The organism is Undibacterium sp. FW305-107 (assembly GCF_058788535.1).
In genome coordinates, this window is sequence record NZ_JBYTAV010000014.1 from 31,633 (window position 1) to 57,005 (window position 25,373).

Here is a 25,373-nt window from a genome sequence, read left to right on the forward strand (position 1 = left end):
TAGCCGGATGCAAGCTGGTTTTAGCAATACTAAGAATTACTTACCGGAATATACTATGTCTGCACGGCGGTTTTCTGCCCAGGAAGCTTCATCGCTGCCTGTGGCTTTTGGCTTTTCTTTACCCAGAGAGACTGCTTCCATTTGTGTCTCAGGCACACCCAGCAGTGATAAGGATTTACGTACGGCTTCTGCACGTTTTTGTCCCAGTGCCAAATTGTATTCGCGGCCACCACGTTCGTCAGTATTACCCTGGATCAGGATTTTTTTGCCTTTGTTGGAACTCAGGTATTTAGAGTGAGCGTTAACCGTGCCACTATATTCAGTTTTGACGACATATTGGTCAAAGTCAAAATAGACGCTGCGTTTTGCCAATGGGCTATTAGGATCATCCAGCTCATCTTTTACGACGACGGATTTTATGTCACGATCATTTTTAGCGGCAGGCTCTTCCTTTTTGGCAGGCGGAGGTGGTGGTGTTTGCTCAGGTGCTTTGATTGGCGTACTGCAAGCTGCCAATAAAACTGCGACTGCTGCCAGACCGGCGGCGTTTTTGATTGTGTTGATTGCACGCATGTAAATACCCTCTGAATTTTAATTGGTCGATTCAAACCTGGTGCATAAGCGAGACGCTACCAGGTAGTATGAAGCAACGCCATCTTGCCTCAGGAAACTTAGGCGAATCTTAAAAAACTGCGCCGCCACCAATCAAACAAGGTATTTTGTCAAGAATGTGAGCATTTTTTCAGCCTGGCAGGTTATGTAAAGCAGGAAACAGGATAATCACCTCCAACCCGCCCAACTCCGCATCTGCCAGGCTGATACTGGCATGATGGCGGTCAGCAATCGCCTTGGCGATGGCCAGGCCCAGGCCACTGCCGCTTTTATTCGTCCCTGCAACGCGATAAAAACGGTCAAAAATACGCTCACGCTCTTCCGGCGCTATGCCATCGCCAGTGTCCTGAATGTCAAGCCGCAAACCGTCTTTGTCACGACTGAGACTGATTTTCACCCTGCCATCGTCCTGTATATAGCGCACGGCATTGTCAAGCAGGTTGCGTATCATGATGCGCAGGCTTTCGCTGTCGCCTTGCAGCTCAAACAGTTCATGCATTTCTGCGTTGATGGTAATTTTCCTGGATTGCGCAAAGGGCATGACATCGCTGACAGCCTGTTCTATACAGGTGTTCAGGGTAATGCTTTGAAAGCTCAGGCTGGCTTGTGAAGTCGGATCCTGTCTGGCCAGCGCCAGCAATTGCTCTACCAAGCGAGAGGCCCTGTCGACACCGCCGAGCAGGCGATTGATGGCTTGTTCATGACTGTTTTCATCCTTGACCCTGCCGAGATTTTGCACCTGCAGGCGCAAGGCAGTAATGGGTGACCTGAGCTCATGCGCGGCATCGGCAACAAAACGCTGCTGCGACTGTATCGCCAGCCCCATGCGGCTCAACAGAGAATTCAATTCCGTCACCAGTAGCGATACTTCTTTTGGCACGCCGTCTGACGATACCGGATCAGTGGAATTGGCATTGCGGTTGGCCAGCTCGCTACCTATGCGGTTCAAAGGAGCCAGCACAGAATTGATGCCCCACCAGACGGCACAAAACAGGAGCAGGGACACAGGTATCACTGGCCACAGGGTGCTTAGTGCAAAGGATATTGCGCGATCCCTGCGTGACCCCATTTTTTGGGCGACCTGGATGACGCGCTTGTTTTCTTCTGCGGCATACACGCGCCAGTCGCCGTTTTCCAGCGTCACTGTTGAATAGCCAAGAGCCGCCTGCTTGGGCAGGCTGCGGTGCTGGCGTGACTGATAAACCCTGGCACCATCTTCAGACCAGACCTGCACGACAAAATCAAAATCATCAATCTCCGTGCCAGGCAGATTATGCCAGTCAACCTGGTCAAAATCACCGTCCTGCAAGGCCAGTGCCATTTGCTGCATGTGGTAATCAAACAGCTTGTTCGCTTCACCGATAGCCGCATGCAGCGAACTGGCAAACTGCAAGGCTGCCGCAGCCAGAATGGCGATACCAAACAAGAGCATCATTTGCAGGCGCAAAGACTTCATGTGCTTTTCTCTACCATATAGCCAACGCCACGCACATTGACGATGAATTTTTGACCCAGTTTTTTCCGCAGGCCGTGGATATACACTTCAACCGCATTGCTTTCTATCTCTGAGGTGGCGCCAAACAACTGGTCTTCCAGGCGGCTGCGCGACAATATCGCCCCGGGGCGTGCTACCAGGGCATCAAGTATCGTCCATTCACGCGAAGAGAGTATGACCTGCTCTGCACCGCTAAATACTTGCCGCGTCGTAGTATTGACGACCACGTCGCCGCATACATAGGAAGTATCGGTACGCCCATGCGAGCGCCTTACCAGCGCATGCATGCGGGCGATCAACTCATCGAGATCAAAAGGCTTGACCAGGTAATCGTCTGCACCTGCATGCAGGCCGCGTACCCTGTCTGGCACCGCATCGCGTGCAGTCATGACCAGCACGGGCAAGGCATCGCCACGCTTGCGCAGGGCTTTCAAAATATCCATGCCATCGCGCTGAGGCAGGCTCAGATCCAGCAATAACACATCATAGCTATGGAATTGCAGCGCAGCCTCTGCTGCTTCACCATTGCTAAGCCAATCGACCAGATTGGCTTCGCTTTCCAGGGCGATCTGTATGTTTTCACCTATCATGGGATCGTCTTCGACGAGCAGGACTTTCATGTTTTATGCGCTTGGTATGTGGAAGATGAATGCTGCGTGGATTGTACGTCATGGGCAGGCCTGAAAGATATGCCGCAAATCACTTGACATACACACTCATTTGATCTTTAATTTCTGTAACGACAGAAATTAAAGAAATAAAGGAAAATAAATGTCTTATGCACAACAAAATTCTCTCAGACCCTGGCTGATACGCTGGCTGTACGCTGCCGCTTTTGCCCACTTCACTATCGGACTCTTGCTACCGTGGATCAGTAGCACCGGTCTGGTCGAGATTTATCACCAGCTCATAGAAAGCCATTTCTGGCCACAGGCCGCCCCTGATGCGGCACGCAATATGCAAATCTGGTGGATGAGCCTGTTTGGTGCCACCGTACAAACAGTAGGCCTGTGGATGGGTGCGTTGATTTACCTGGGCAATCAACACCGTAGCCGCTTTGCCTGGCTATGGCTGATGATAGGCATACTGGTATGGGCACCGCAGGACATGCTGATTTCCATGCAGGCAGACATGCTGATCAATGTCTGGATAGATGCATTTGCTGTATTGAGCATGATCCCTCCTCTGCTGCTCTTATGGAAAATGGATGCACCTGTAACTGAAAGAAAAGCATGAGCCAGAACATCAAACCTGCTCCATCCGAAGGCGAATTATTCAGGAAAATCCTGGGCAAGGAATGGTTGAAACTGCACCCGGATATCCAGGCCAGGTTTGCCAAAAATCCAGCGCCTGACAAACCACTGTACTACACAGGAATGCTCAGCGAATTAAGCTGTTCAAGAGTTGGCAAGCTCCTCGGCCACCTGACTAAACCCATGATAGCCGGGGCCTTGATCCCCTATACCGATCATGACTTTCCTGTCGATATCATGGTGTATTCCAAACCGGATTGCCCTTCCATCTTCAAGCAGAGGATATACCGCCTGCACAACCGGCCACCGATACAGTTCACATCGTATATGCAGGAAAGTGAAAAAGGCGACGTGCTGGAATATGTAGGCATGGGTCTGGGCATGAAACTGATCTTGCACGTGCATGAAGGTAATCTCTACTTCACCAGCGATGGTTACTTCTGGGATGTACTGGGCTATCGCATTCCCATACCCGGTATTTTCACGCCGGGCAAAACTTACCTGTGCCATCGTAATGACAACCCTGAGCAATTCAATATCCGCATAGAAATCAAACATGCCCTGTTTGGCCGTACCTTTACCCAGATAGGCGTATTCAAGGAAATTCATACTGAGGTAGCATCATGAACACTCATTTAATCGCCCTGCAATTAATGGCAGCACAAGGCTTGCTCGGCGCTTTCGATACCCTCTACCACCATGAGCTGACCGAAGCCTTGCCACAGCGCGCAAGTGCCCGCACAGAACTGGGGATACATGCCACCCGCGCACTCATCTACAGTTTGCTCTTCATAGGTTTGTCAGCATGGGCATGGCACGGTGCCTGGTCCATCGTCCTGCTATTGGTATTTGGTGTCGAGATCGTTCTGACCTTATGGGACTTCGTGATTGAAGACCAGACCCGCCTGCTGCCAGCCACAGAGCGTGTGACACATACCGTACTCGCGATTAATGGTGGAGCCTTTATCACCTTGTTGATCTTGAATACACCTGAGTGGTTTGCCGCCCCTACACAAATGCTGTGGCAGCCACAGGGCTCGCTCAGTATATTCCTGGCATTATGTGGTATAGGCGTAGGCCTCTCCGGCATACGTGATGGGCTGGCTGCACTACGGCTGAGCAAGCTGGCTGACAAGGAAACGCAGGTATCCAAAATTCATTTCAGCGATCAATCAGAGCAGATTTTGGTCACCGGGGCCACCGGCTTTATCGGCAGCTTGCTTGTCAAAGCCTTGCTGGTCGATGGACAGCAAGTAACGATACTCAGCCGCAACCCAAAACAGGCAAGCTGGAAGTTTGATGGCAGGGTAAGAGTGATTGCATCGATGCAGGAGTTACCTGCAAATCAGCGTGTAGATGTCATCATCAACCTGGCAGGTGCACGCATACTGGGCTGGCGTTGGTCAGAAAAACGCAAGGCAGGATTGCGCCACAGCCGCACTGGTTTGACAAAACAGATCATTGAATGGATTGCCCGTGCAGAAAGCAAACCCAGGCTATTGCTGGCAGCTTCAGCCATCGGCTATTACGGCATACAGGCATTGGGTGATGACAGGAAGCTGACTGAAAGCGCAGCCCCACAATCCATCTTCATGTCTGAACTGTGCCAGGACTGGGAGCAGGCCAACCAGCTTGCCAGCGCTTACGGCGTCAAGGTCGCCAGGATGCGTTTCGGCGTTGTCCTTGGCCAGCAAGGCGCACTGGGCATGATGCTCCTGCCCATCAAGCTGGGTCTGGGCGGTGCTCTTGGCAGTGGCAGGCAATGGCAATCTTGGATACATGTGCACGATGTGCTGCGTGGTATTGCCCACCTGTGGCAGCATGAAACCAGCCTTCCGCTGGACAGTGCTTATAATTTCACTGCGCCTGAAGTAGTCACGCAAAAACAGTTCAGTATTATTGCCGCCAGTGTCTTGCATCGCCCCAGCTTCTTCCCAACTCCAGGCTGGCCCATGCGCCTTGTGCTGGGTGAGCAAGCTGATTTATTACTGGAAGGCCAGCGCGTGATGCCAGCAAAACTATTGGAAGACGGTTTTGTTTTTGATTATCCAGATTTGCGTAACGCACTGATAAACCTGGTCTAAGCAGACTGACTAAGATGCAAAGATGCCTATGCCGCGCAGGAGACAACTCAAATCGATAGCAGCAGGAATTGCGGATAGCTTTAACAGCCGCAATAATGATCTTGCAGGCTATTGGGCCATAGGCAAGCTTTGCCACTTTGTACATGAACGTTCTATTACTTTGCTTACGCTGGATTTGCTGAATATCATCTGCACTCCGGCAAGCTCAGAGTTCAATGCTGTCATGCACGACTATAAAGTGAAGTTGCGTGCAATCATGAACAAGCAAGGTATTCCAGAAGACTGGCTAAAGGCAGCAACAATAGAGATTGATTTTCAGCCTGAGTGTGAAGCACATTTGCACTATTTTCGCTCTGTACTGGGCGACCATTACACTGTCACTGCCAAATTGATGACGGACCTGGGAAAAATATACAGTGTCAGAACTGGCGGCAATTGCAAACCTCATGATCCGCTTAGGGAAAGTCGGCGAAGCGTTCAGCTGTCATGCAAAGTGTCCTCACTTGAAATCTGAAATTAAGTCTCAATCTGGCTCTATAAATTCAAGGAGCAAGCCATGTTCTTCCTGCACCATCCCCAGCCTGTAAGGCCAAGAAAAGCCGTGCCAGAACTACAAGTCAGCAGCCAGTCTCAGGTGACTGACACCAGGACTATTGTTGTTGAACATAGCACGAAAGATTTGCAGGCTTTGCAAATTCAGCTCAAGGCCAATGTAGCTGGCAAGGAGAAATGAAAAAACTGCGGCTTTCCTGGAGGGAACCAGAAAGCCGCAGAAACGCGCAAAAACTTATTTAATCAAGATAGATAAGAATTGATCAGGCAACTGCCCTCTTCTTGGCCTCTTCTTCATACAATTCTTTTTTCGATAATTTCCCTACCGGGGTTTTCGGTAACTCTGCACGGATATCCATGGCTTGCGGCATTTCATGCTTGCCCAGTCTGTCCTTGAGAAAGTCTTTCAAGTCATCAAAACTGAAGGCTACCTGCCCCGCCTTGAGTTTGATGAAGGCCTTGGCCGCCTGTCCGCGATATGCGTCGGGGATGCCGATAACGCTGACTTCGGCCACGGCAGGGTGTTCATAAATCGCTTCTTCTATATTGCGTGGATAAACGTTAAAACCACCAGATAAGATCATGTCCTTGGTACGATCGACGATGTACACAAATCCATCCGCATCCATATAACCAACATCGCCAGTACGGAAGTAGCCGTCGGCAGTGAAAGCTTCACGAGTAGCGTCTGGCTTGTTCCAGTAGCCTTTCATGATATTCGCGCCAGCCACGCAGATTTCTCCGCGCTCACCCAAAGCCACTTCCTGACGAGCATCATCAATGTTGGCAAATTTGAAGCTAATACCTGGTGTAGGCAAACCACAGGAACCAGCCTTGCGCACACCACCCAGTGGCGTAAATGTACCTGTAGGTGAAGTCTCGGTCATACCCCAGCCTTCAAGCAGGGTACAACCTGTCAAGGACTGGAATTGTTGCAGCACTTCTGTAGGCAAGGGTGCGCCACCGGAATTGCAGAACTTCAGTGCACTGAGATCATATTCCCTGATCTGCGGATGATTGATAATGGCGGTGTACATGGTGGGTACACCGGGGAATACCGTGATTTTTTTATTCGCCAGATCCTTGACCACGGCATCGGCATCGAAGCGGGTATGCAAGATAATTTCTGCACCCATGCGTATGCCAAACAACATATCCACCGTCAGTGCATAGATGTGGAATAGCGGCAGCACGGCCAGCAATTTTTCTTTTCCTTCTTCCAGCACACGCGGCTCGATATTGGTGGTTTCCATGATCTGGCTGCAAGCCGTAGTCAGGTTGCCATGCGTGAGCATTGCCCCCTTGGGTAAACCTGTAGTGCCACCAGTATATTGCAAGGTAGCGATGGCTTCTTTGGGGTCAATTGCCGGGACGGGGGTGTAGTCGCCATCATTGTCCAGCAATTTTGCGAACAGTAAATGCTGCGCATCATCGGGAATTGCGCTGAGCTGGCCTGCCTTGTCCAGGTTCGCCCTGACGGCATCCGGATAAGGCGTCATCTCCGGGATATTTCCTATGATGAGTTTTTGCAGCCGGGTATGTCCCAGCATCTTGGCCATTTGCGGATACAGCATGACCATATCCAGTGTCACCAGCATGTCGGTATGGCTATCGGCAATTTTATGCTCCAGCACTTTCTCGGCATCCAGTGGTGAGTAATTCACCACTGTGCCACCAGCCTGCAAAATCGCAAAGAAGCTGATGACGTAATGTGGTGTATTCGGCAGATACAGGCCCACATGCATGCCAGGCTTTACGCCCAGTTGCTGGAAACCTTTGGTGGCCTGGTTCACCAGTTTTTGTAATTCTGCGTAGCTGGTTTTCTTGCCCATGAATTCCAGGGCGGGCAAGTCTGGCCATTTGGCAACGGCATCATGCAGTAATTGTGGCACGCTGCTGATGGGCAGGTCGGCGTCCCAGTGTACGCCTGCGGGGTAAGACTTGATCCAGGGTGTGTCGCGCATTTTTGTCTCTCTATTTATAAGAATAATTTGAAAATGTCAGCCAACAGGTGGGAGTTAACGCAGGAAAAGCCCCGTCCTCAAAAAGGAAAGGGCCTGCCCTGCACTACTGCTCAATCAAACTCATGAAGCGATTAATAATTTATTTCTTCTCCAATTATTTCTTATCCGTGTATTTCTTCAACTCCATCTTGCCGATTTGATTTCTGTGCACTTCATCCGGGCCATCAGCCAGACGCAGGGTGCGCGCCTGTGCGTAGGAATAAGCGAGGTTGAAGTCATCCGACACGCCACCACCGCCATGCGCCTGTATGGCCCAGTCGATGACCTGGCAAGCCATGGTCGGTGCAGCCACCTTGATCATGGCGATTTCTTTGGCTGCTGCCTTGTTGCCTACCGTGTCCATCATCTGCGCGGCATTCAAGACCAGGAAACGTGCCTGGTCGATGAGGATGCGGGCATTGGCAATACGCTCCAGTGTCACGCCCTGATCGGCTACCCGTTTGCCAAAGGCCACGCGTGTTAAAGAGCGCTTGCACATATCTTCCAGTGCGCGTTCTGCCAGACCGATGAGGCGCATGCAGTGATGGATGCGGCCAGGCCCGAGGCGCCCCTGGGCAATTTCAAAGCCGCGGCCCTCGCCCAGCAAGATATTGGATGCGGGAACGCGCACGTTTTCAAACAGCACTTCGCCGTGACCATGCGGTGCATCGTCATAACCGAATACCGGCAAGGCACGCAAAATAGTCACGCCTGGTGTATCACGCGGCACGATGATCATGGATTGCTGCTTGTGGCGGTCAGGATTGCTCGGGTCGCTCTTGCCCATGAAGATAAACACTTTACAGCGCGGATCATTGGCACCGGACGACCACCATTTACGGCCATTGATGACATACTCGTCACCATCACGCACTATCGATGATTCAATATTGGTGGCATCAGAAGAGGCGACTGCCGGTTCTGTCATGGCGAAGCAGGAGCGGATTTCACCGCGCAGCAAAGGCTTCAGCCATTGTTCCTGATGTTCAGGCGTGCCATAGCGGGCAAACACTTCCATATTGCCAGTGTCGGGTGCAGAGCAATTGAATACTTCTGGTGCCCAGACGGCACGGCCCATGATTTCGCAAAGCGGAGCGTATTCGAGATTGGTCAAACCCGCACCATGACCAGACTCTGGCAAAAAGAGATTCCACAAACCGGCATCGCGTGCCTTGGCCTTGAGTTGCTCAACGACCTTGGTCGGTATCCATGCATTGCCTGCCTTGCGGTTGGCGGCTATCTCGCCAAAGAAAGTTTTTTCATTTGGATAGACGTGCTCATCCATGAAGGCGATCAGGCGTGCCTGCAAATCTTTGACTTTGGGGCTGTATTGAAAATCCATTTTGTTTCCTTTTTCCTTGTTAGTCCAGATGGACATGAATATGTCCGCTTTACTTTCTTTGTAGCTCAATATTGCGCGCCGTTAGCAATGCTGTTGCGCATAAAACTTCTTCGCCGTTGCGTACAGAGAAAACCTCTGCGGCGCTGACGGTCAACAACTTCCCGTTTGAAACCACGCGCCCACGTGCCCGCAGTTTTTCACCATCGGCAGGGGCGACTATCTTCAAATTGCAATCGATACTGGCATTGATCCAGCCTGCTGGCAGCAGTGTGCCAGCGGCAGAGACCCCGGCAAAATCTGCTGCTGCAAAGATGGCTGTGGCCTGCATTTTTCCGGGTACGAAACTAAGTTCTTCGCGGTAGGCAATATCCAGTTCCACTTCACCCGGCTCCACCTTCACAAACTCTATGCCCAGCCATTTCGCCATTGGCATGGCCAAGACCAGGCCCTTCAGTTGCGCTGCGTAATCTGGATTGCTTGCCACATATGCCGGTTTCATGATCGCGCCCTGTCTCTTGTCCTTTTTGTCTTAACTGACCAAGTAGCCACCATCAACATTGATGCATGCTCCCGTGGTGTAGCTGGAAGCATTCGATGCCAGGTACAAGATCGTGCCCGCCATTTCGTCAGGTTCGGCAATGCGCTTCATGGGTATGCGGGACAGTGCTTTTTCGAGAATCACGGGATTGTGGAACAGAGCTGAGGCAAACTTGGTATCGGTCGCGCCTGGCAGCAAGGCATTCACGCGCACGCCCATGGGTGCACATTCCTGTGCGAAGGATTTGGTCATGGCGATGACAGCTGCCTTGGTGATGGAATAAATCCCTTGCATGGCACCTGGCACTACACCGTTGACAGAAGCCACATTGATGATGCTGCCACCGTCATGTTTTGCCATGAGTTTGGCACCGGCTGAAGACATGAAGAAATAGCCGCGTATATTGACATCGACTGTCTTCTGGAAGGCGCTGACATCGGTCTCGGTGATATGCCCGAAATGCGGGTTGGTGGCGGCATTATTGACCAGGACATCCAGCTTGCCGTGGGCCGCTATAATGTCGGCGAACAAGGCATCAATCTGCGCCATTTCACCAATATGGCAGGCACGTGCTTCTGCCTTGCCGCCGGCAGCGATGATTGCTGCCACCACGGCCTCGCAGGCTTCAGCCTTGCGGCTGCTCACAATGACATAGGCACCATTGGCTGCCAGGGTTTTGGCGACGGCTTCACCTATGCCACGGCTGGCACCGGTGACCAGTGCGACCTTACCGGTCAAATCAAACATTGCTGTCATGTCTTGTCTCTCTCGTCTCTCTTGTTTTTTTAAACGTAGGTAATTGCTTTGGGGTTATTCAATACTTCAAGATGTGAAAAATTATTCAGGTAAGCCAGTGCCGGACGCAAAACACCTTCTGCTGTCGGCTGTAAATGAAAACGCGTGACTGCACTATTCACCAATGACCAGTTGAGTTCAGCAAAGCGTGGATCAGGGAAACCCAGTACATGCTGACATAAGGCCGAAATGGTGCCGCCAGAAGTGAACACGACGATGTTCTTGGCATCATCTGCTATCGCCAGTTGCTTGTGCATGGCAGTAATGCAGCGCTGGCGAAATGCATTCCAGCTTTCCACATACTCAGCATCATGCTCACCCGACATCCAGCGACTGATGGCCTGTGCAAAAATATCCTGGAAGGCTTGCTTGCCATTCGGCGTATTCATGAGGAAATGCTTGACCGCTGCAGGGTCATCAAAAGCCGGTACATGCCGTGCCAGGACTTCATGGTGATTGTATTCGTTGAACCCGGCATCGCAATGCCAGGCAGATGCATCCAGCGCATCAACATCTTGTTGCAGCATTGCGGACAGGCAGGCTTGTGCGGTTTGCTGGTGCCTTTTCAGCGCACCGGTGACAACCCGTGAAACCTGCATATCACGCTCTGCCCACCAGTTACCTAAGTGTCGCGCCTGTTGTTCGCCCAGTTCAGACAATTGGTCATAGTTCTGGTTACCAAATGAAGCCTGCCCATGCCTGACCAGATATAAAGCTGCCATTAGTTCCTCAATCAATAAACTTCAGTAAAAACAATAAACAAAGTGTATGCCCGCGCCTATAATTTATCAAATGAATAGTTATTATCTGAATTAATTAATCCCATGCATTTATCCAGAGTCGATTTAAACCTGTTCACCGTCTTTGTTGCCATCTATACCGAGGGCAGCGTGACCCGTGCCAGCCAGCAACTGAACCTGACCCAGCCTGCCATCAGCCATGCACTGAACCGCCTGCGGCAATTGTTCAATGACCCGTTGTTTGTACGTCAGGGACAGATGATGGTCTCGACCCCGCTGGCGCGCAGCATCATAGAACCGGTGCGGCAAGCCCTGCGCGGGCTGGAAGTGACGCTGACCGAGAATGACAAGTTTGACCCGGCGCTGGCTACTAAGCAGTTCAACCTGGCCTTGCGGGATGTATTGGAATCCACTGCCCTGCCACCGTTAATGAAAAGCATTACGAGGCAGGCACCGCAAATCAATCTGGCAGCGATACAAGTAGAAAGAAGAGAATTGGTCAGTGAACTGGCGGCGGGCAGCCTGGATCTGGCGATTGATATGCTGTTGCCGCTGCCAAATGAGATACACCGTCAGAAGGTAGTGCAAGGCAACACTGTCGTACTCGCGAGACGCGATCACCCTGTCATACAGGGCAAGCTCAATCTGGACACGTATATGCAGGCCGAACATATACTGGCAAGCTCAAGACGCAAAGGCATGGGATTGGAAGATTTTGAACTGAGTCGCCTGGGCTTGCAAAGACGCATACGCTTGCGCTGCCAGCATTATTTTGCCGCTTGCCGGGTAGTCAGCCAGACTGATTTACTACTGACCATGCCAGAGGGTTACGCGCGCATTGCGAACGAACAATTCAATAATCAGATATTGCCGCTGCCAGCGGCCATGCCCTCATGGGACGTGTATTTGTACTGGCATCAGAATGTGGAGAATGATCCAGCTAATCGCTGGCTAAGGCAGCAAGTAATAGAGGCGTTTCAAAACCAGACTGTGTGATATCGCAAGGAGGAGAGAAAATACGACTGGCGTCGTCCAGCCTCAAACTCGCTGTTGTTACTTGTTGACTTTGGGTTCATCCGGCAATAAGCATGCATCGATAATTTGCAAATCGTTATCCTTGGCAAAGCTGAGGACAAAATGATACGCCAGCGGCTCGATTTCACGTATCGCTTCATTCACCACGACAGAACGCACGCCATTCAACAATATCGGGCGTACATAGGGTGAATATTGCAAATGTGAATTCCTGCCGCCGTCAGGACTGAAACAGGACATGGCTCCGCACAGGCGCTCTGCCCAATCGCTGGGGCGAAATTGTTTTCCATCACTGGTAATACCCTGGATGAAAAATTCGCGGACTTGTTGCGTTTTTGTGGAATCGGCCATGTGCTCGGCTTGCTGAAGCAAGAGTGAATTAAGCTTAACATCATTATGTGACACCAAGCTTTCAATATACTTCCATATTATATCTTATAGAAGACTTGAATCAAAACTGGCGTCGCTGATATATCTGGTTTTGATGCATGGCATACAATCTTACTCAGCCGCTTATTGGACCAATATAGTGCATTTTGTAAGGGAGTAAAGAAAAGTGAGGATATGGCTTTGCTTGATTGACAAGCTCTATGCCTGTCAGGGCACACAAAATGAAAAATACAAGATGAAAAAATCTGGCGTTTTATCAAAAATATGATGTGCTGACTATCTTCAAACATTCCATAATCGAATGTAAGAAAATATGCATCGCACTACAATTTTAAAGCGACTGAAGATTATTCTCCAGATTAAAGTCCATCCAACAAAAGCCTCAGACTGCACCCCCATGATTCCCTACTTCACAAAAGAACAAGTCAGCACAACCCTGCCCTATGTAAAACTGATACCAGCGCTACAGCAGGCATTTACTGAAGAGATGATCGCTCCCAAGCGACATGCACATACCGTGTCAGAAGCTGACAGTTCCAGTCTGCTGCTGATGCCGGTCTGGCAACCGCAAGGGCACCTGGGTGTGAAACTGGTAACAGTAACACCCAGGAATACAGATGTGCCGACTGTGCATGCAATCTTTGTTTTATTTGACACCAGGACAGGCGCACCGCTGGCCTTGATGGACGGTGAAGAATTGACTTTGCGGCGCACTGCTGCAGCCTCTGCTCTTGCATCATCCTATGCTTCACGTAGCGATGCACAACATCTACTTTTAGTAGGGAATGGCAGCCTGGCGCCTCACATAGCGATTGCACATTGCCAGACCAGGGCGATTACTGACATCAGCATCTGGGGCAGATCGACAGAGAAGTCGGAAGCGGCAGCGCAAGTGATACGTGAGCACGCAGAATTTCCAGCGCATGTCAGATTGCATGTTGTTGAAGATCTGGCCGTTGCTTGCCATGCAGCCGACATCATTTGCTGCGCGACGACCAGCAAGACGCCGGTAGTGTTGAGTGACTATGTCAGAGCAGGAACACATCTTGATCTGGTTGGTGGATTCAAACCGGATATGCGTGAAGTGGATGATGCACTGATGAGCAGGGCCACGGTATTTGTCGATACTTATGCGGGTGCGCTGGCGGAAGCTGGGGATATTACGCAGACGCTGGCGAATGGCAGTTTATTGAAGTCAGCGATTGTTGCTGAACTGGCTGAGCTGTGCGCTGGTCAACATGCTGGGCGCAAGAGTGATGCAGAGATCACTGTGTTTAAATCGGTGGGGACGGCAATTGAGGATTTGTGTGCGGCCAATTTGGTGTGGGGAAGCGATGACTAATAAGTAGGTTGGGCTACGCCTCATCAGCCCAACACTGGGCCTTAATATACGTACACGTCATTTAAACGCCCCGTGTTGGGCTGGTGAAGCGCAGCCCAACCTACGATATTTCATATGCACTCAACAAAGCCATGGACCTTGCTATACCCGATTTTAGTTCTTAGGAAACCCACCCAACAAAGCCGCACGTTTCTGTGGCTTGGCTGCTGTACTGCTATTCGATGGCGATGCCATGGAAGCTGTCGTGTTGTTGCTGACTGAACTGGCACCAGAGCTCGGTTCGTAAGGCTTGAGGAACCAGGGATCAACTTTTTCTTTTGGTGGCTGATAGCTGCGTGCCGGGCGCTCACTTCTTTCACCACGGTCAGAACGGTCGCGGCCACCTGAACGATCACTGGATTCACCACGCTCACGCGGCGCACGGTGTTCTGATTGATGCACGGATGTTGCCACAAAACCGGCCAGATGCAGGCGCACAATTTTTTGCTTGATCATTTTTTCTATGTCGATCAGCAGACGCTCATCCTGGTCCGTATGCAGAGAGATAGCATCACCCTTGGCACCAGCACGGCCAGTACGGCCTATGCGGTGGACATAGTCTTCAGCATTATATGGCAAATCAAAATTGATGACGCAAGGAAGTTCGGCAATATCAAGGCCACGTGCGGCCACATCAGTCGCCACCAGCACTTCAACTTCACCTTGCTTGAAGGCTTCGAGTGCAGCCATACGCTCTTGCTGTGACTTGTCACCATGGATGGCAGATGCTTTTACACCTTGCTTGACCAGATGCACAGCCAGGCGTGACGCACCTATCTTGGTATTGGAGAACACGATGACTTGCTTCAGGCCGCGCTCACGGATGATGAAGGACACAGCATCGCGTTTTTCTTCCGTCGATACCTTGTACAAAATCTGCGTAACATTATCAGCAGTAGCATTACTGCGCGCCACCTCTATGGTTTGCGGATTGGTCAGGAAACTGGCAGCGAGCTTTTTGATCTCTTGCGAGAAAGTCGCAGAGAACATCAGGTTCTGGCGTTTCTTGGGCAACAGGTTGATGATGCGCTGCAAGTCAGGCAAGAAGCCCATGTCGAGCATGCGGTCAGCCTCATCCATGACCAGGATCTGGACCTGTGACAGGTTGACGGTTTTTTGTTGTACGTGGTCAAGCAAACGGCCAGGCGTGGCGATCACGATCTCAACACCACTGCGCAAGATTGCCGTCTGCGGGGCCATGTCCATTCCACCAAATACGACTGTAGAACGCAAGGGCGTGTGACGGGAATAGGCTTTAACGTTTTCTGCAACCTGGTCAGCCAGTTCACGTGTCGGCGTCAGGATCAGCGCGCGTACAGGGTGCCGTGCCGGCGAAGCACTGGTGCTTGCATGGGCTAGCAACAACTGGATGATAGGCAAAGAAAAACCTGCCGTCTTGCCGGTGCCGGTCTGGGCAGCGCCCATGACATCACGACCTTGCAAGACAACCGGGATTGCCTGTTCCTGAATGGGAGTTGGATGCACATAACCCTGATCTGTCAGGGCACGCAAGATTTCCGGCGCCAGGCCGAAATCGGCAAACTTCACGTCTGGTGTAGTTTGCTCAGTGGTAGGTATAGCTGGGGACTTGATATCAGTCATGGTAATTGGTGGGCCTCCCGTGAGTCGAACACGGTACCAACGGATTATGAGTCCGCTGCTCTAACCAACATGAGCTAGAGGCCCAATTCTTTCTGCAAGCTCTGCCTGCTTTAATCTGAGGATAATCCAGGATTGGACAAATACTTCAGGTTTGCAGGAAAAGCCCGATGCTGCCACCTGCAAAATACTGTGCCGAAAACTAAAACAACTCAGCACAATATCAATTGAATGGGCACCGAAAAAACCGACGCCCATTGTACAACATTAATTACCTTCTAGGAAGCTCTTCAGCTTATCAGAACGTGAAGGATGACGTAATTTTCTCAAAGCCTTGGCTTCTATTTGACGAATACGCTCCCTGGTCACGTCGAATTGCTTGCCCACTTCTTCCAAAGTATGGTCGGTCGACATCTCTACACCAAAGCGCATGCGCAATACTTTTGCTTCACGTGGGGTCAGGGAATCAAGTACATCCTTGACCACATTGCGCATGGAGGCGTGCAGAGCAGCGTCAGCCGGTGCCAGTGTGTGATTGTCTTCAATGAAGTCGCCCAGATGGGAATCATCATCGTCGCCTATCGGTGTTTCCATGGAAATTGGCTCTTTCGCAATCTTCATAATCTTGCGAATTTTATCTTCCGGCATTTCCATCTTGATCGCCAGTGTTGCCGGATCAGGTTCTACACCTGTCTCTTGCAAAATCTGACGGGAGATACGATTCATTTTATTAATCGTTTCTATCATATGCACAGGAATACGGATCGTGCGTGCCTGATCAGCGATAGAACGGGTAATGGCCTGACGTATCCACCATGTTGCATAGGTCGAGAATTTATAACCGCGGCGATACTCAAACTTGTCCACGGCCTTCATCAAGCCGATATTACCTTCCTGGATCAGATCCAGGAATTGCAGACCACGGTTGGTATATTTCTTGGCGATGGAAATCACCAGACGCAAGTTGGCCTCAGTCATTTCACGCTTGGCTTTACGTGCCTTCATTTCACCGGCAGACATCTTTTTATTGATGTTGCGCAGATCAGGTAAAGGCAGGACTACACGAGATTGCAGATCGATCAGTTTTTGCTGCAGTTGTTGCACTGAAGGGATGTTACGCCCCAACACTGCACTGTAGGAATGACCGGAATTCACTTCGCCCTCAACCCAGCTCAGATTGGTTTCATTGCCAGGGAAAACTTTAATGAAGTGAGAACGTGGCATACCGCAACGATTGACGACAACTTCCAGTATCTGCTTTTCTACATGGCGCACTTCATCAACCTGGCCACGCAGGGTGTCACACAACTTCTCAACCACTTTTGCTGTAAAACGTATTCCCAGCAACTCACTGGAAATCGCTTCTTGCGCCTTGACGTAGGTCTTGGAGTTGTAGCCCTCTTTTTCGTAGGACTTGCGCATTTTGTCAAAATTCGTGGAAATAATTTCGAATTTTGCCAAAGCATCGCGCTTCAATTGTTCGAGTTGCTCAGCAGAGATGGCAGCAGCACCAGCAGCACCGCCGTCATCGTCTTCTTCTTCCTCTTCTTCTTCCTCTTCTTCTTCGTCCTCTTCAGACGATTCCTCGGCAGCCACCACAACTACCGGTGCAGCCTGCTCGTCTGCATTCGGGTCAACCAGACCATCGACGATTTCATCAATCTTGATTTCATCGGCAGCGATACGGTCAGCCGCAGCCAGGATCTCTGCAATTGTGGTTGGACAGGCAGAGATCGCCTGTATCATGTCTTTCAGGCCTTCTTCGATTTTCTTCGCAATGACGATTTCGCCTTCGCGCGTCAGCAACTCAACCGACCCCATTTCACGCATATACATGCGCACAGGGTCAGTGGTACGACCAAAATCAGAGTCAACGGTAGACAGTGCAGCTTCAGCAGCGGCTTCAACTTCATCATCATCGGTCGTGACAGTGACGACATTATCCGACAACAGCAATGTTTCAGCGTCAGGTGCCTGCTCATAGACGGCCACACCCATGTCGTTGAAGGTACCGATGATGCCTTCAATGGCTTCAGGATCAACAACGTTTTCTGGCAAGTGATCGTTGATTTCTGCAAACGTCAGGTAGCCACGGTCCTTACCCAGCTTGATCAGGGTTTTCAGTTTCTGGCGACGACGTTCGAGTTCTTCTTCAGTAGCCTCAGGGTCAGAAGAGAAGGCATCTTTCAGCAAAGCCTTTTCTTTGGCCTTGCGGTCTTTTGCCTTGGCCTTGTCGATGGCTTTCATCTCGGCACGCTCTACTGCATTGAGCGCCGCGATTTCTTCATTCTCAGGCTGGTATTCTTTTGGCTTGCGACCACGGCGACCAGGCACCTTCACCCCAGGCAAAACATAGCCGGAGGTGTCGATTGCGGCAAGCACCGCAGCATCGGTCGTCTGGCTTACGGTAGGCGCAGAACCGGTTTTGATTTCCTGCACCTCTGGTGCAGCTTTCGCTGAATTCTTGGTTGGCTTAGTCACTGTCTTTGAATCGGTTTTGTTAATTGTCACAGAAGCTTTCGATGATACGGATACTGGTTCTGGCCGGGCTGCAGATGCACTCCTGGTTTTTCCACTGAGCTGGGATTCGGCCACTTCTGCTGGCTGAGTCCCTTTTTTTGCCGGTGGTGTCGCATTCTTGCCGCTCACTTCCTTACCAGCCGTTTTTGTCGCAGACGCGGATACTGCATCCGTGTCTTTGGCTTTTGTTGCCGCCTTCAATACTGCTTTACTTGTTGCCTGTTTCGCCTGAACTGTCTCGGCTGCCAGTGAGGTCTTTATCACTTTAGGCGCTTTAACATCTTTCGCAACCCCTTTTTGCTCCGCTGTTTTGTCGGTTTTACTGACGTTCACAGTCTTACTACTCGTACTCCGTGCAACAGCCTGCACAGCTGTTTTTGCCTTGGTACCGGCACTTGCAGCAGCTTTTACCGTCTTGCTCGTCGCAGTGGCTGGCGCTTTCTTGGGCGCGGCTGCCACGGCTTTTGTTACCGTAGTGGACTTCAGGGTTTTCGCGGGTTTCTTCATTGCGCTAGCCATTGAATCAAACCATCCGGAACTGAGGAAGTCGCCTGTGGGTACTTCACAAAAAAGAAAATGCGCTGCCAGCAGATCTGTTGATCGGCATCGCAGAGCAAAATCTGGTTTGTTGCAGACTTCCCGAGTCTCAGCGCCAGTGTTTTGGGTTACTCGGAGGAGCATTTCGCTCACCTAAACAACACATTCTGTGCAAATGCAAAAAGCTTCGCCCAGAATGAAACAACCTAAGACCTTGAATCGAAAGCCTTTAATTATACCATGCGAACGTACTTTACTCCAGCCTAAGACTGTGCATATATCAACTTAACGACAATTTAGTGAATAATTTTTAGGCAAATACTGAAGAAAAAACAGGTAAAAAACTCACATCACGCCACACTGGCCTGTCAAATTACTTGGTAAATAATTAAATAATTTGATGCCCGCCTGAATCTCCATAGCAGAAATGACGCCAAAACTGAAAATAACAAGACCCCGATACAAACTGCCATGACAGCCATGTACGAGAAAAAGTTCCAAAATTGGAGATTGTCTTTATTTCAACGCAAAGCAGCTTCAGCCGCCGCCTGCTTCTTGAGCTGATCTTGCAACTGGGTAATTTCACGGTAGCGCGCCATGTCTTCCGGGGTACGCAATCCGCGCAGCGCAAGGTTTTCTGCCTCGGCACGCAAGACTTGATGACGCATCTGACGCAAGGCACCGGCCAATTCCAATCTGACAATATCAATATCCGTTTCGGCCTGCTCAGCCATCTCGGCAATCAATGCATCAAAGTCAGAGCCCAGGGATCGCAATTGCTCGGCAAGCGCTGCAAACTGAGCACCCTCTCCCATGCTTTGCGCGGTAAATACCAGGCTGCGCAGCATGTTGGCACCATCAGGAGCCAGCGCGGCTGCATCCGCCAGCACGCTTTCATCAAGCATCATTGCCAATGAAGGGTGAGCAACCAGGATGCGCATGATCTGCAGCTCCAGGCCAACAGGTGCATTACGCTTGCTTTTGGGCGGCGCCTGCTTGATGCGCGCCACCGGCTGACTGAGTTCAAACATGGCTTCAATTTCAGCCGGGCTGGTTTGCGTGACCTGTGCCAGATTACGCACCAGTTGCAAACGCATGCCGGATGATTGCATTGCCTGCAACAAGGGCTTGGCATCAAACTGAGTGCGGGCACGCCCTTCTGCCGTCGTCAAATCGTTGTCACCTATCATTTCGCGCATGAAGAATTGCGACAAGGGCATGGCGTCGCGCACTTCTTGCTCAAAGGCATCCGTGCCAAATTCGCGGATATAACTATCGGGGTCATGCTCTTTGGGCAAGAACAGGAACTTGATGACCTTGTCATCATTCGCATGGGGCAGGCAAGCATCGAGCGCACGCCTGGCCGCACGGCGACCGGCACTGTCGCCATCAAAACTGAAAATCACGTGATCCGTCTGGCGCAAGAGTTTTTGCACATGGGTAGGCGTACAAGCCGTTCCCAGGGTTGCCACCGCTTGCGGGAACCCCATTTGCGCCAGCGCCACCACGTCCATATAACCCTCAGTGACGAGCACATAGCCAGCTTCACGAATAGCCTGACGCGCTTCAAACAGACCATATAACTCCAGGCCTTTTTGAAACAAGGGGGTTTCTGGCGAGTTCAGGTATTTGGGCTCACCTTGCTCCATGATGCGGCCACCAAAACCAATGATCTGGCCTTTGGTATTACGTATCGGGAACATAACGCGGTCACGGAAGCGGTCATAACGCTTGCGGCCACCACCTTCTTCTTCACTTTTATCAATGACCAGACCGGCTTCGACCAGAGCTGGCACATTGTAATCAGTGAAAACACTGCGCAAACCATCCCAGGCATCCGGCGAAAAACCAAGACCAAAGCGCGCCGCTATTTCACCAGTCAAACCACGCTTCTTAAGATAAGCGATGGCTTGCGGTGCGGTACGCAATTGCTGTTTATAGTATTCACCGGCCTTGGTCATGACTTCAGACAAGGCCAGGCTTTTTGCCGTGACTTCTGCCCGTTGCGCGGGCAAGAGCCTGTCTTCTTCCGGCACGATCATGCCATTGTTTTGCGCCAGGTCGCGGATGGCATCAACATAGCTGAGACCAGAATATTCCATCAAAAAACCAATGGAACTGCCATGTGCGCCGCAGCCAAAACAGTGATAAAACTGCTTGGTCGGGCTGACAGTAAAGCTGGGGGATTTTTCGTTATGAAAGGGGCACAAACCCATGTAGTTTGCGCCACCTTTTTTGAGCTGCACGTATTTACCCACCACGTCGACAATATCAACGCGGGCCAGTAAATCCTGTATAAAACTTTGTGGTATCAAAGCAGGACGCCAGCTAAAGGATAAAACAAAAGTCTAAGACGAATTACTTGGACAATGCCGCCTTGACCAGACCAGAGACCTTGCCCATATCGGCGCGGCCAGCCAGTTTTACCTTCAATACATCAATCACTTTACGCATGTCTTGCGGGCCTGCAGCACCAGTTTCTGCCACGGCAGCAGCCACGGCCGCCTGTACTTCTTCATCCGACATTGCAGCTGGCATGTAGACAGACAAGACTGCAAGCTCAGCTTTTTCTATATCAGCCAGATCCTGGCGGCCACCCGCTTCAAACTGGGTGATGGAATCTTTACGCTGCTTGAGCATTTTTTCTATGATGGCCAATACCATGCCATCATCCAGCTCTACACGCTCATCCACTTCTTTTTGCTTCATGGCAGCCGTCAGCAAGCGGATAGTACCCAGCTTGACTGTTTCTTTGGCACGCATGGCAGCCTTCATGTCATCGGTGATCTGTTCTTTCAAACTCATAAGCTGCTCCTGAAATTATTTAAATGAATTCCGCGCAAATTTGCACTGGAATCGCATATCGGTCCGGGCGCATAGAATCTGGCAAATGCAATGCCCGCACAATGCTCGAAACAAAGACAACAAAGCCCGCTGCGGCTGACCGGAGCGGGCATGCAAACCTAAGTTTAATGCGCTAACCGCGATGCACCCGACAAATTGCCGGACACAACAGCTGGATTAGTACATCTTCTTAGGCAATTGCTGACTACGAATACGTTTGTAGTGACGCTTAACAGCAGCAGCCAACTTGCGCTTGCGTTCTGCTGTTGGCTTCTCGTAGAACTCGCGAGCGCGCAATTCGGTCAACAGACCGGTCTTTTCGATAGTGCGCTTGAAGCGGCGCATGGCAACTTCGAACGGCTCGTTTTCTTTAAGGCGAATTGTGGTCATGTAAGTTCAAACCATGGAAAGATTTATAGGAAGACCGAGATATTAACAGGAAAATTAAATTAATGGAAGGAAGATGATTAAATCTTGCGCAAAAACCTGTACAAGGCGCAACAAGATCATCAAATTCGCGTCCACTTTTAGCTGGAAATTTCGATATTTACAGGGGTATGCATCTGAATATCACTTACTACAGAGTAAAAAATGAAATGCAATTCAACATACTGCTACCGTGTATTATAACAGGCAAAAATACAACGCCCTTACAACACACTTATATGGCCAGTCCAGCCGCTGTACCCGAGGCCCAGGCCCACTGAAAATTATAGCCACCCAGCCAGCCCGTCACATCAACTGCCTCGCCAATAAAATACAGGCCAGCTACTTTATTTGACATCATGCTTTGCTGGGACAACTCACGCGTATCCACACCACCACGGGTAACTTCAGCCTTGCGGTAGCCTTCAGAACCATTGGGTATCAGCTCCCAGCGATTCAATTTTTCGCCCAGCAGGCGCAAGCGCTTGTCTTGCATGTCCGCCACCCTGGCATCGCCGGCAAAACCATGGGCAGTCAACAAGCCATCAACCAGGCGCGCTGGCAGGTATTGCGATAAATGATTGGCAAGATTCTTTTTGATGGTCGATTTATTGCCAACCAGGTCTTCTGCCACATCCACTTCTGGCAAAAGATTGATGCGTATAACCTTGCCTGGCTCCCAAAAGCTGGAAATCTGCAATACCGCCGGACCAGACAAGCCACGGTGAGTGAACAGCAAGTCTTCACGGAATACCGTGCGTGATTTTTTCTCACCTGTTTCTATATCAACTTCCAGCGAAATACCAGACAAGGGCACGAAAGGCTCCCAGGCTTTAGCATCAAATGTCAAAGGTACCAGGGCAGGTCGTGGCTCTATGATTTTCAGGCCAAACTGGCGCGCTACTTTATGGGCAAAATCCGTCGCCCCAATTTTAGGAATCGACAAACCACCACAGGCTATCACCACTTGCGCCGTGCGGATGACACCTGCGCTGGTTTGCAGCAAGAAACCACCCTGCTCCTGTTTTTGCACCTCATTGACTTTACAGCCCATGCGCCAGTCCACCTTGCCAGCATCACATTCGGCTTTCAACATTTGGATGATATCTTCCGCACTATCGTCGCAAAACAATTGGCCTTTATGCTTCTCATGCCACGCAATCTGATAGCGCTTCATCAGAGACAAGAAATCTTGCGGTGTATAGCGCGACAAGGCGCTTTTACAAAAGTGCGGGTTTTCAGAAAGAAAATTGTTCGGACCCGCATGCAGGTTGGTGAAATTACATCGCCCACCGCCGGAGATACGGATTTTTTCTGCCAAACGGGTGGCATGATCGATCAATACCACGCGCTTGCCACGCTGGCTTGCAACAGCAGCACACATCATTCCGGCTGCGCCAGCGCCTATCACGGCAAGATCAAATTGATTACTCATGGCATTTACTTTCGGTACTTTCAAAAAATTCAGGCGAGATTGTAGCTTATGGCACGCGTAATGAATCTGCCAACCCAGCTCAATCTTGCTGAATACCCTTGAGATAAGCACAAAACATATCTGCCATGGCATCAGCATAGGTTTTGATCTCTGCCTGCTTACGGCGTGTGCCAGAAAAACTGCTGCCTACTGAACTCAAGGTAGTGGTGACCAGGTCACCAGCAAGCGTGCGCGTAGCAGCAGATGCCGCGGGCAGCACTTCCACCATAAATAGCTCAATAGTCCGGTCTGCCGAAGCCCGTATCTCCTGCGCCTCAGGCGCGTCACGATAAAGCGGTGCGGCGTCACTGAGCGCCAGACGCGTTTCGGCCTCCTCGCATTCTGAGCGTATGAAAGCGTGAACCAGTGTGCGCAGGCGCTCAAGTGGGGGCTTGCTGCCATCTTCAAGAATGCGACGCAACATCTCAGTGGTCTGTTGCCACTCGTCGGTTTGCAGCCGGAACAGGATGGCTGCCTTGTTAGGGAAATATTGATAAACCGAACCTATGCTGACCCCTGCCCTCTCTGCCACTCTCGCCGTAGTAAAGCGCGTCACGCCTTCTTGCGCCAATACCTGAACAGCAGCCTGCAGGATTGCAGTTACCAGCCCGGTCGAACGGACCTGTTGTGGTTGCTTGCGAGTGGAAACCTGGGGTCGACGGCGGGTGGTCATAGAGGAATAAACAGTCGGAAACGAACAAAGAAATGGCAAACCCATCCTGTCGTAATGCGATGAATTCGTCACATCTTAACCCAAGCTGTGTCATCCCTCAATCAGCTTGCAATCTACCTGAATCATTACAATGAAAATAATTTCACGCCAAAGCAAAACCTGAGCTTTGATCTGATGAAATGCCATTCAAGACCTCGGTGGCGGCGACACGACACGCAAATTCTCATAGCGAATCAAAGACTTATCCAATAGCGCAAGCCTGGGCAAAAACGCGAGGCCCAATGCGATTAGTCAACGCAAATCATTGCCCGTATCATTTTTCACCAATGCGACGAATTAATCGCGTTTCATTTGTAGCCACCTGCACGGCAGTGGCACTCACATTTACACACAATTCAGAACCGGATACATTGATGATCAATACACTCACTTCCCCCACACTGGCGCCCTTGCTTGAGCGTCTGTTCAGACAAGCTGAAGCGGCGACAAGCCCAGCCATCGCCAGCATTTCGCGTGAAGAGCGCGAACGCCTGATGCACAGCAAAACAGAATATCTGGATTTCTATAGCTTGCTGAAAGACCTCTGGCTGCCCGTGTCACGCGAGACTGGCGTACTGCTCTACATGCTGGCGCGCAGCGGCAATGCACGCAACATCGTTGAATTTGGCACTTCCTTCGGCATCTCCACCCTGCACCTGGCTGCAGCACTACGCGATAACGGCGGTGGTCACCTGATCAGCAGCGAGTTTGAACCATCGAAAGTAGCGCAGGCTCGCAAACATCTGGACGAAGGTGGCCTGGCCGACCTAGTCGAGATACGCGAAGGCGATGCCTTGCAAACGCTGGCAACAGATCTTCCCGGCTCTATCGACCTGCTATTGCTTGATGGTGCCAAGGCACTCTATAGCGATGTCCTGATGCTCATCGAAAAGCACTTGCGCCCTGGCGCACTGATCATCGCTGACAACGCGGATTACAGCCCGGATTACCTGGCGCAGATACGTGCACCAGGTAGCGGTTATCTGTCCCTGCCGTTTGGTGGAGATGTAGAAGTATCGATGTGGCTGGACTGAACTCTCA

The 25,373-nt window shown here is 50.9% G+C and carries 23 protein-coding genes and 1 tRNA gene; 7 read left to right on the forward strand and 17 right to left on the reverse strand.

The window, feature by feature from the left end; translation table 11 throughout:
- Positions 1-36 precede the first annotated feature (36 nt).
- The 3 genes from pal to AC3WQT_RS25430 all read right to left on the reverse strand — a co-directional run bounded on the left by pal (position 37) and on the right by AC3WQT_RS25430 (position 2,727).
- Positions 37-564: a peptidoglycan-associated lipoprotein Pal gene (gene pal, locus AC3WQT_RS25420; protein WP_492708408.1), complete on the reverse strand. Its 528-nt coding sequence runs from the start codon at positions 562-564 to the stop codon at positions 37-39.
- Between the two features lie 178 nt (positions 565-742).
- A complete protein-coding gene (locus AC3WQT_RS25425) occupies positions 743-2,068 on the reverse strand; it encodes an ATP-binding protein (RefSeq protein ID WP_492708275.1) in 1,326 nt (441 codons plus the stop codon).
- Positions 2,065-2,727: a response regulator gene (locus AC3WQT_RS25430; protein ID WP_492708276.1), complete on the reverse strand. Its 663-nt coding sequence runs from the start codon at positions 2,725-2,727 to the stop codon at positions 2,065-2,067. The genes AC3WQT_RS25425 and AC3WQT_RS25430 overlap by 4 nt, the downstream gene beginning before the upstream one ends.
- A gap of 151 nt (positions 2,728-2,878) precedes the next feature.
- On the opposite strand from AC3WQT_RS25430, the gene AC3WQT_RS25435 reads away from it, so the two are divergent.
- The 4 genes from AC3WQT_RS25435 to AC3WQT_RS25450 all read left to right on the forward strand — a co-directional run bounded on the left by AC3WQT_RS25435 (position 2,879) and on the right by AC3WQT_RS25450 (position 6,177).
- On the forward strand, positions 2,879-3,343 hold the full coding sequence (locus AC3WQT_RS25435; protein WP_492708278.1) for a cell division protein: 465 nt from the start codon (positions 2,879-2,881) through the stop codon (positions 3,341-3,343).
- Positions 3,340-3,987, forward strand: a complete 648-nt coding sequence (locus AC3WQT_RS25440; RefSeq protein WP_492708280.1) for a DUF4166 domain-containing protein — start codon at positions 3,340-3,342, stop codon at positions 3,985-3,987. Before AC3WQT_RS25435 ends, AC3WQT_RS25440 begins: the two co-directional genes overlap by 4 nt.
- Positions 3,984-5,444 carry a TIGR01777 family oxidoreductase gene (locus AC3WQT_RS25445; RefSeq protein WP_492708282.1) on the forward strand — a complete coding sequence of 487 codons (1,461 nt, stop codon included), beginning with the start codon at positions 3,984-3,986 and terminating at the stop codon, positions 5,442-5,444. The genes AC3WQT_RS25440 and AC3WQT_RS25445 overlap by 4 nt, the downstream gene beginning before the upstream one ends.
- Before the next feature lie 556 nt (positions 5,445-6,000).
- Positions 6,001-6,177 carry a hypothetical protein gene (locus AC3WQT_RS25450; protein WP_492708284.1) on the forward strand — a complete coding sequence of 59 codons (177 nt, stop codon included), beginning with the start codon at positions 6,001-6,003 and terminating at the stop codon, positions 6,175-6,177.
- 82 nt (positions 6,178-6,259) lie between these two features.
- On the opposite strand, the gene AC3WQT_RS25455 is transcribed toward AC3WQT_RS25450, so the two are convergent.
- From AC3WQT_RS25455 to AC3WQT_RS25475, 5 genes are all read right to left on the reverse strand, one after another.
- Positions 6,260-7,960: a long-chain-fatty-acid--CoA ligase gene (locus tag AC3WQT_RS25455; protein ID WP_492708286.1), complete on the reverse strand. Its 1,701-nt coding sequence runs from the start codon at positions 7,958-7,960 to the stop codon at positions 6,260-6,262.
- Between the two features lie 154 nt (positions 7,961-8,114).
- Positions 8,115-9,341 (reverse strand): acyl-CoA dehydrogenase, encoded by a 1,227-nt coding sequence (locus AC3WQT_RS25460; protein ID WP_492708410.1) that lies wholly within the window; start codon positions 9,339-9,341, stop codon positions 8,115-8,117.
- A gap of 49 nt (positions 9,342-9,390) precedes the next feature.
- A complete protein-coding gene (locus AC3WQT_RS25465; RefSeq protein WP_492708288.1) occupies positions 9,391-9,840 on the reverse strand; it encodes a PaaI family thioesterase in 450 nt (149 codons plus the stop codon).
- A 30-nt stretch (positions 9,841-9,870) separates the two neighbouring features.
- The gene (locus tag AC3WQT_RS25470; RefSeq protein WP_492708290.1) at positions 9,871-10,635 is read right to left on the reverse strand and encodes an SDR family oxidoreductase; all 765 of its coding nucleotides are present in this window, start codon (positions 10,633-10,635) and stop codon (positions 9,871-9,873) included.
- A 29-nt stretch (positions 10,636-10,664) separates the two neighbouring features.
- Positions 10,665-11,396: a histidine phosphatase family protein gene (locus AC3WQT_RS25475; protein ID WP_492708292.1), complete on the reverse strand. Its 732-nt coding sequence runs from the start codon at positions 11,394-11,396 to the stop codon at positions 10,665-10,667.
- 102 nt (positions 11,397-11,498) lie between these two features.
- Between AC3WQT_RS25475 and AC3WQT_RS25480 the strand changes: the two genes are divergently transcribed.
- Positions 11,499-12,410 (forward strand): LysR family transcriptional regulator, encoded by a 912-nt coding sequence (locus AC3WQT_RS25480; protein ID WP_492708294.1) that lies wholly within the window; start codon positions 11,499-11,501, stop codon positions 12,408-12,410.
- Between the two features lie 57 nt (positions 12,411-12,467).
- Here AC3WQT_RS25480 and AC3WQT_RS25485 read toward each other — a convergent pair whose 3' ends face one another.
- Positions 12,468-12,800, reverse strand: a complete 333-nt coding sequence (locus AC3WQT_RS25485; RefSeq protein WP_492708296.1) for a DUF3579 domain-containing protein — start codon at positions 12,798-12,800, stop codon at positions 12,468-12,470.
- A 436-nt stretch (positions 12,801-13,236) separates the two neighbouring features.
- Here AC3WQT_RS25485 and lhpI point away from each other — a divergent pair, with 436 nt between their 5' ends.
- Complete coding sequence (lhpI, locus tag AC3WQT_RS25490) at positions 13,237-14,181, forward strand: bifunctional Delta(1)-pyrroline-2-carboxylate/Delta(1)-piperideine-2-carboxylate reductase (RefSeq protein WP_492708298.1); 945 nt, start codon at positions 13,237-13,239, stop codon at positions 14,179-14,181.
- A gap of 153 nt (positions 14,182-14,334) precedes the next feature.
- On the opposite strand, the gene AC3WQT_RS25495 is transcribed toward lhpI, so the two are convergent.
- The 8 genes from AC3WQT_RS25495 to AC3WQT_RS25530 all read right to left on the reverse strand — a co-directional run bounded on the left by AC3WQT_RS25495 (position 14,335) and on the right by AC3WQT_RS25530 (position 24,293).
- Positions 14,335-15,822 (reverse strand): DEAD/DEAH box helicase, encoded by a 1,488-nt coding sequence (locus AC3WQT_RS25495; RefSeq protein WP_492708300.1) that lies wholly within the window; start codon positions 15,820-15,822, stop codon positions 14,335-14,337.
- Positions 15,823-15,828: 6 nt separating this feature from the next.
- Positions 15,829-15,906 (reverse strand) — tRNA-Ile (locus AC3WQT_RS25500).
- A 180-nt stretch (positions 15,907-16,086) separates the two neighbouring features.
- Complete coding sequence (gene rpoD, locus AC3WQT_RS25505; RefSeq protein ID WP_492708302.1) at positions 16,087-18,846, reverse strand: RNA polymerase sigma factor RpoD; 2,760 nt, start codon at positions 18,844-18,846, stop codon at positions 16,087-16,089.
- 551 nt (positions 18,847-19,397) lie between these two features.
- A complete protein-coding gene (gene dnaG / locus AC3WQT_RS25510; protein ID WP_492708304.1) occupies positions 19,398-21,191 on the reverse strand; it encodes a DNA primase in 1,794 nt (597 codons plus the stop codon).
- A 43-nt stretch (positions 21,192-21,234) separates the two neighbouring features.
- Positions 21,235-21,681 carry a GatB/YqeY domain-containing protein gene (locus AC3WQT_RS25515; protein ID WP_422638820.1) on the reverse strand — a complete coding sequence of 149 codons (447 nt, stop codon included), beginning with the start codon at positions 21,679-21,681 and terminating at the stop codon, positions 21,235-21,237.
- 216 nt (positions 21,682-21,897) lie between these two features.
- On the reverse strand, positions 21,898-22,110 hold the full coding sequence (rpsU, locus tag AC3WQT_RS25520; RefSeq protein WP_005877634.1) for a 30S ribosomal protein S21: 213 nt from the start codon (positions 22,108-22,110) through the stop codon (positions 21,898-21,900).
- A gap of 271 nt (positions 22,111-22,381) precedes the next feature.
- Positions 22,382-23,581: a BaiN/RdsA family NAD(P)/FAD-dependent oxidoreductase gene (locus tag AC3WQT_RS25525; protein ID WP_492708307.1), complete on the reverse strand. Its 1,200-nt coding sequence runs from the start codon at positions 23,579-23,581 to the stop codon at positions 22,382-22,384.
- A 79-nt stretch (positions 23,582-23,660) separates the two neighbouring features.
- Positions 23,661-24,293, reverse strand: coding sequence for a TetR/AcrR family transcriptional regulator (locus AC3WQT_RS25530; RefSeq protein ID WP_492708309.1), 633 nt, complete (start codon positions 24,291-24,293; stop codon positions 23,661-23,663).
- Positions 24,294-24,706: 413 nt separating this feature from the next.
- On the opposite strand from AC3WQT_RS25530, the gene AC3WQT_RS25535 reads away from it, so the two are divergent.
- Entirely contained in the window at positions 24,707-25,366 is a 660-nt protein-coding gene (locus AC3WQT_RS25535) for an O-methyltransferase (RefSeq protein WP_492708311.1), read from the forward strand.
- Positions 25,367-25,373: the final 7 nt, after the last annotated feature.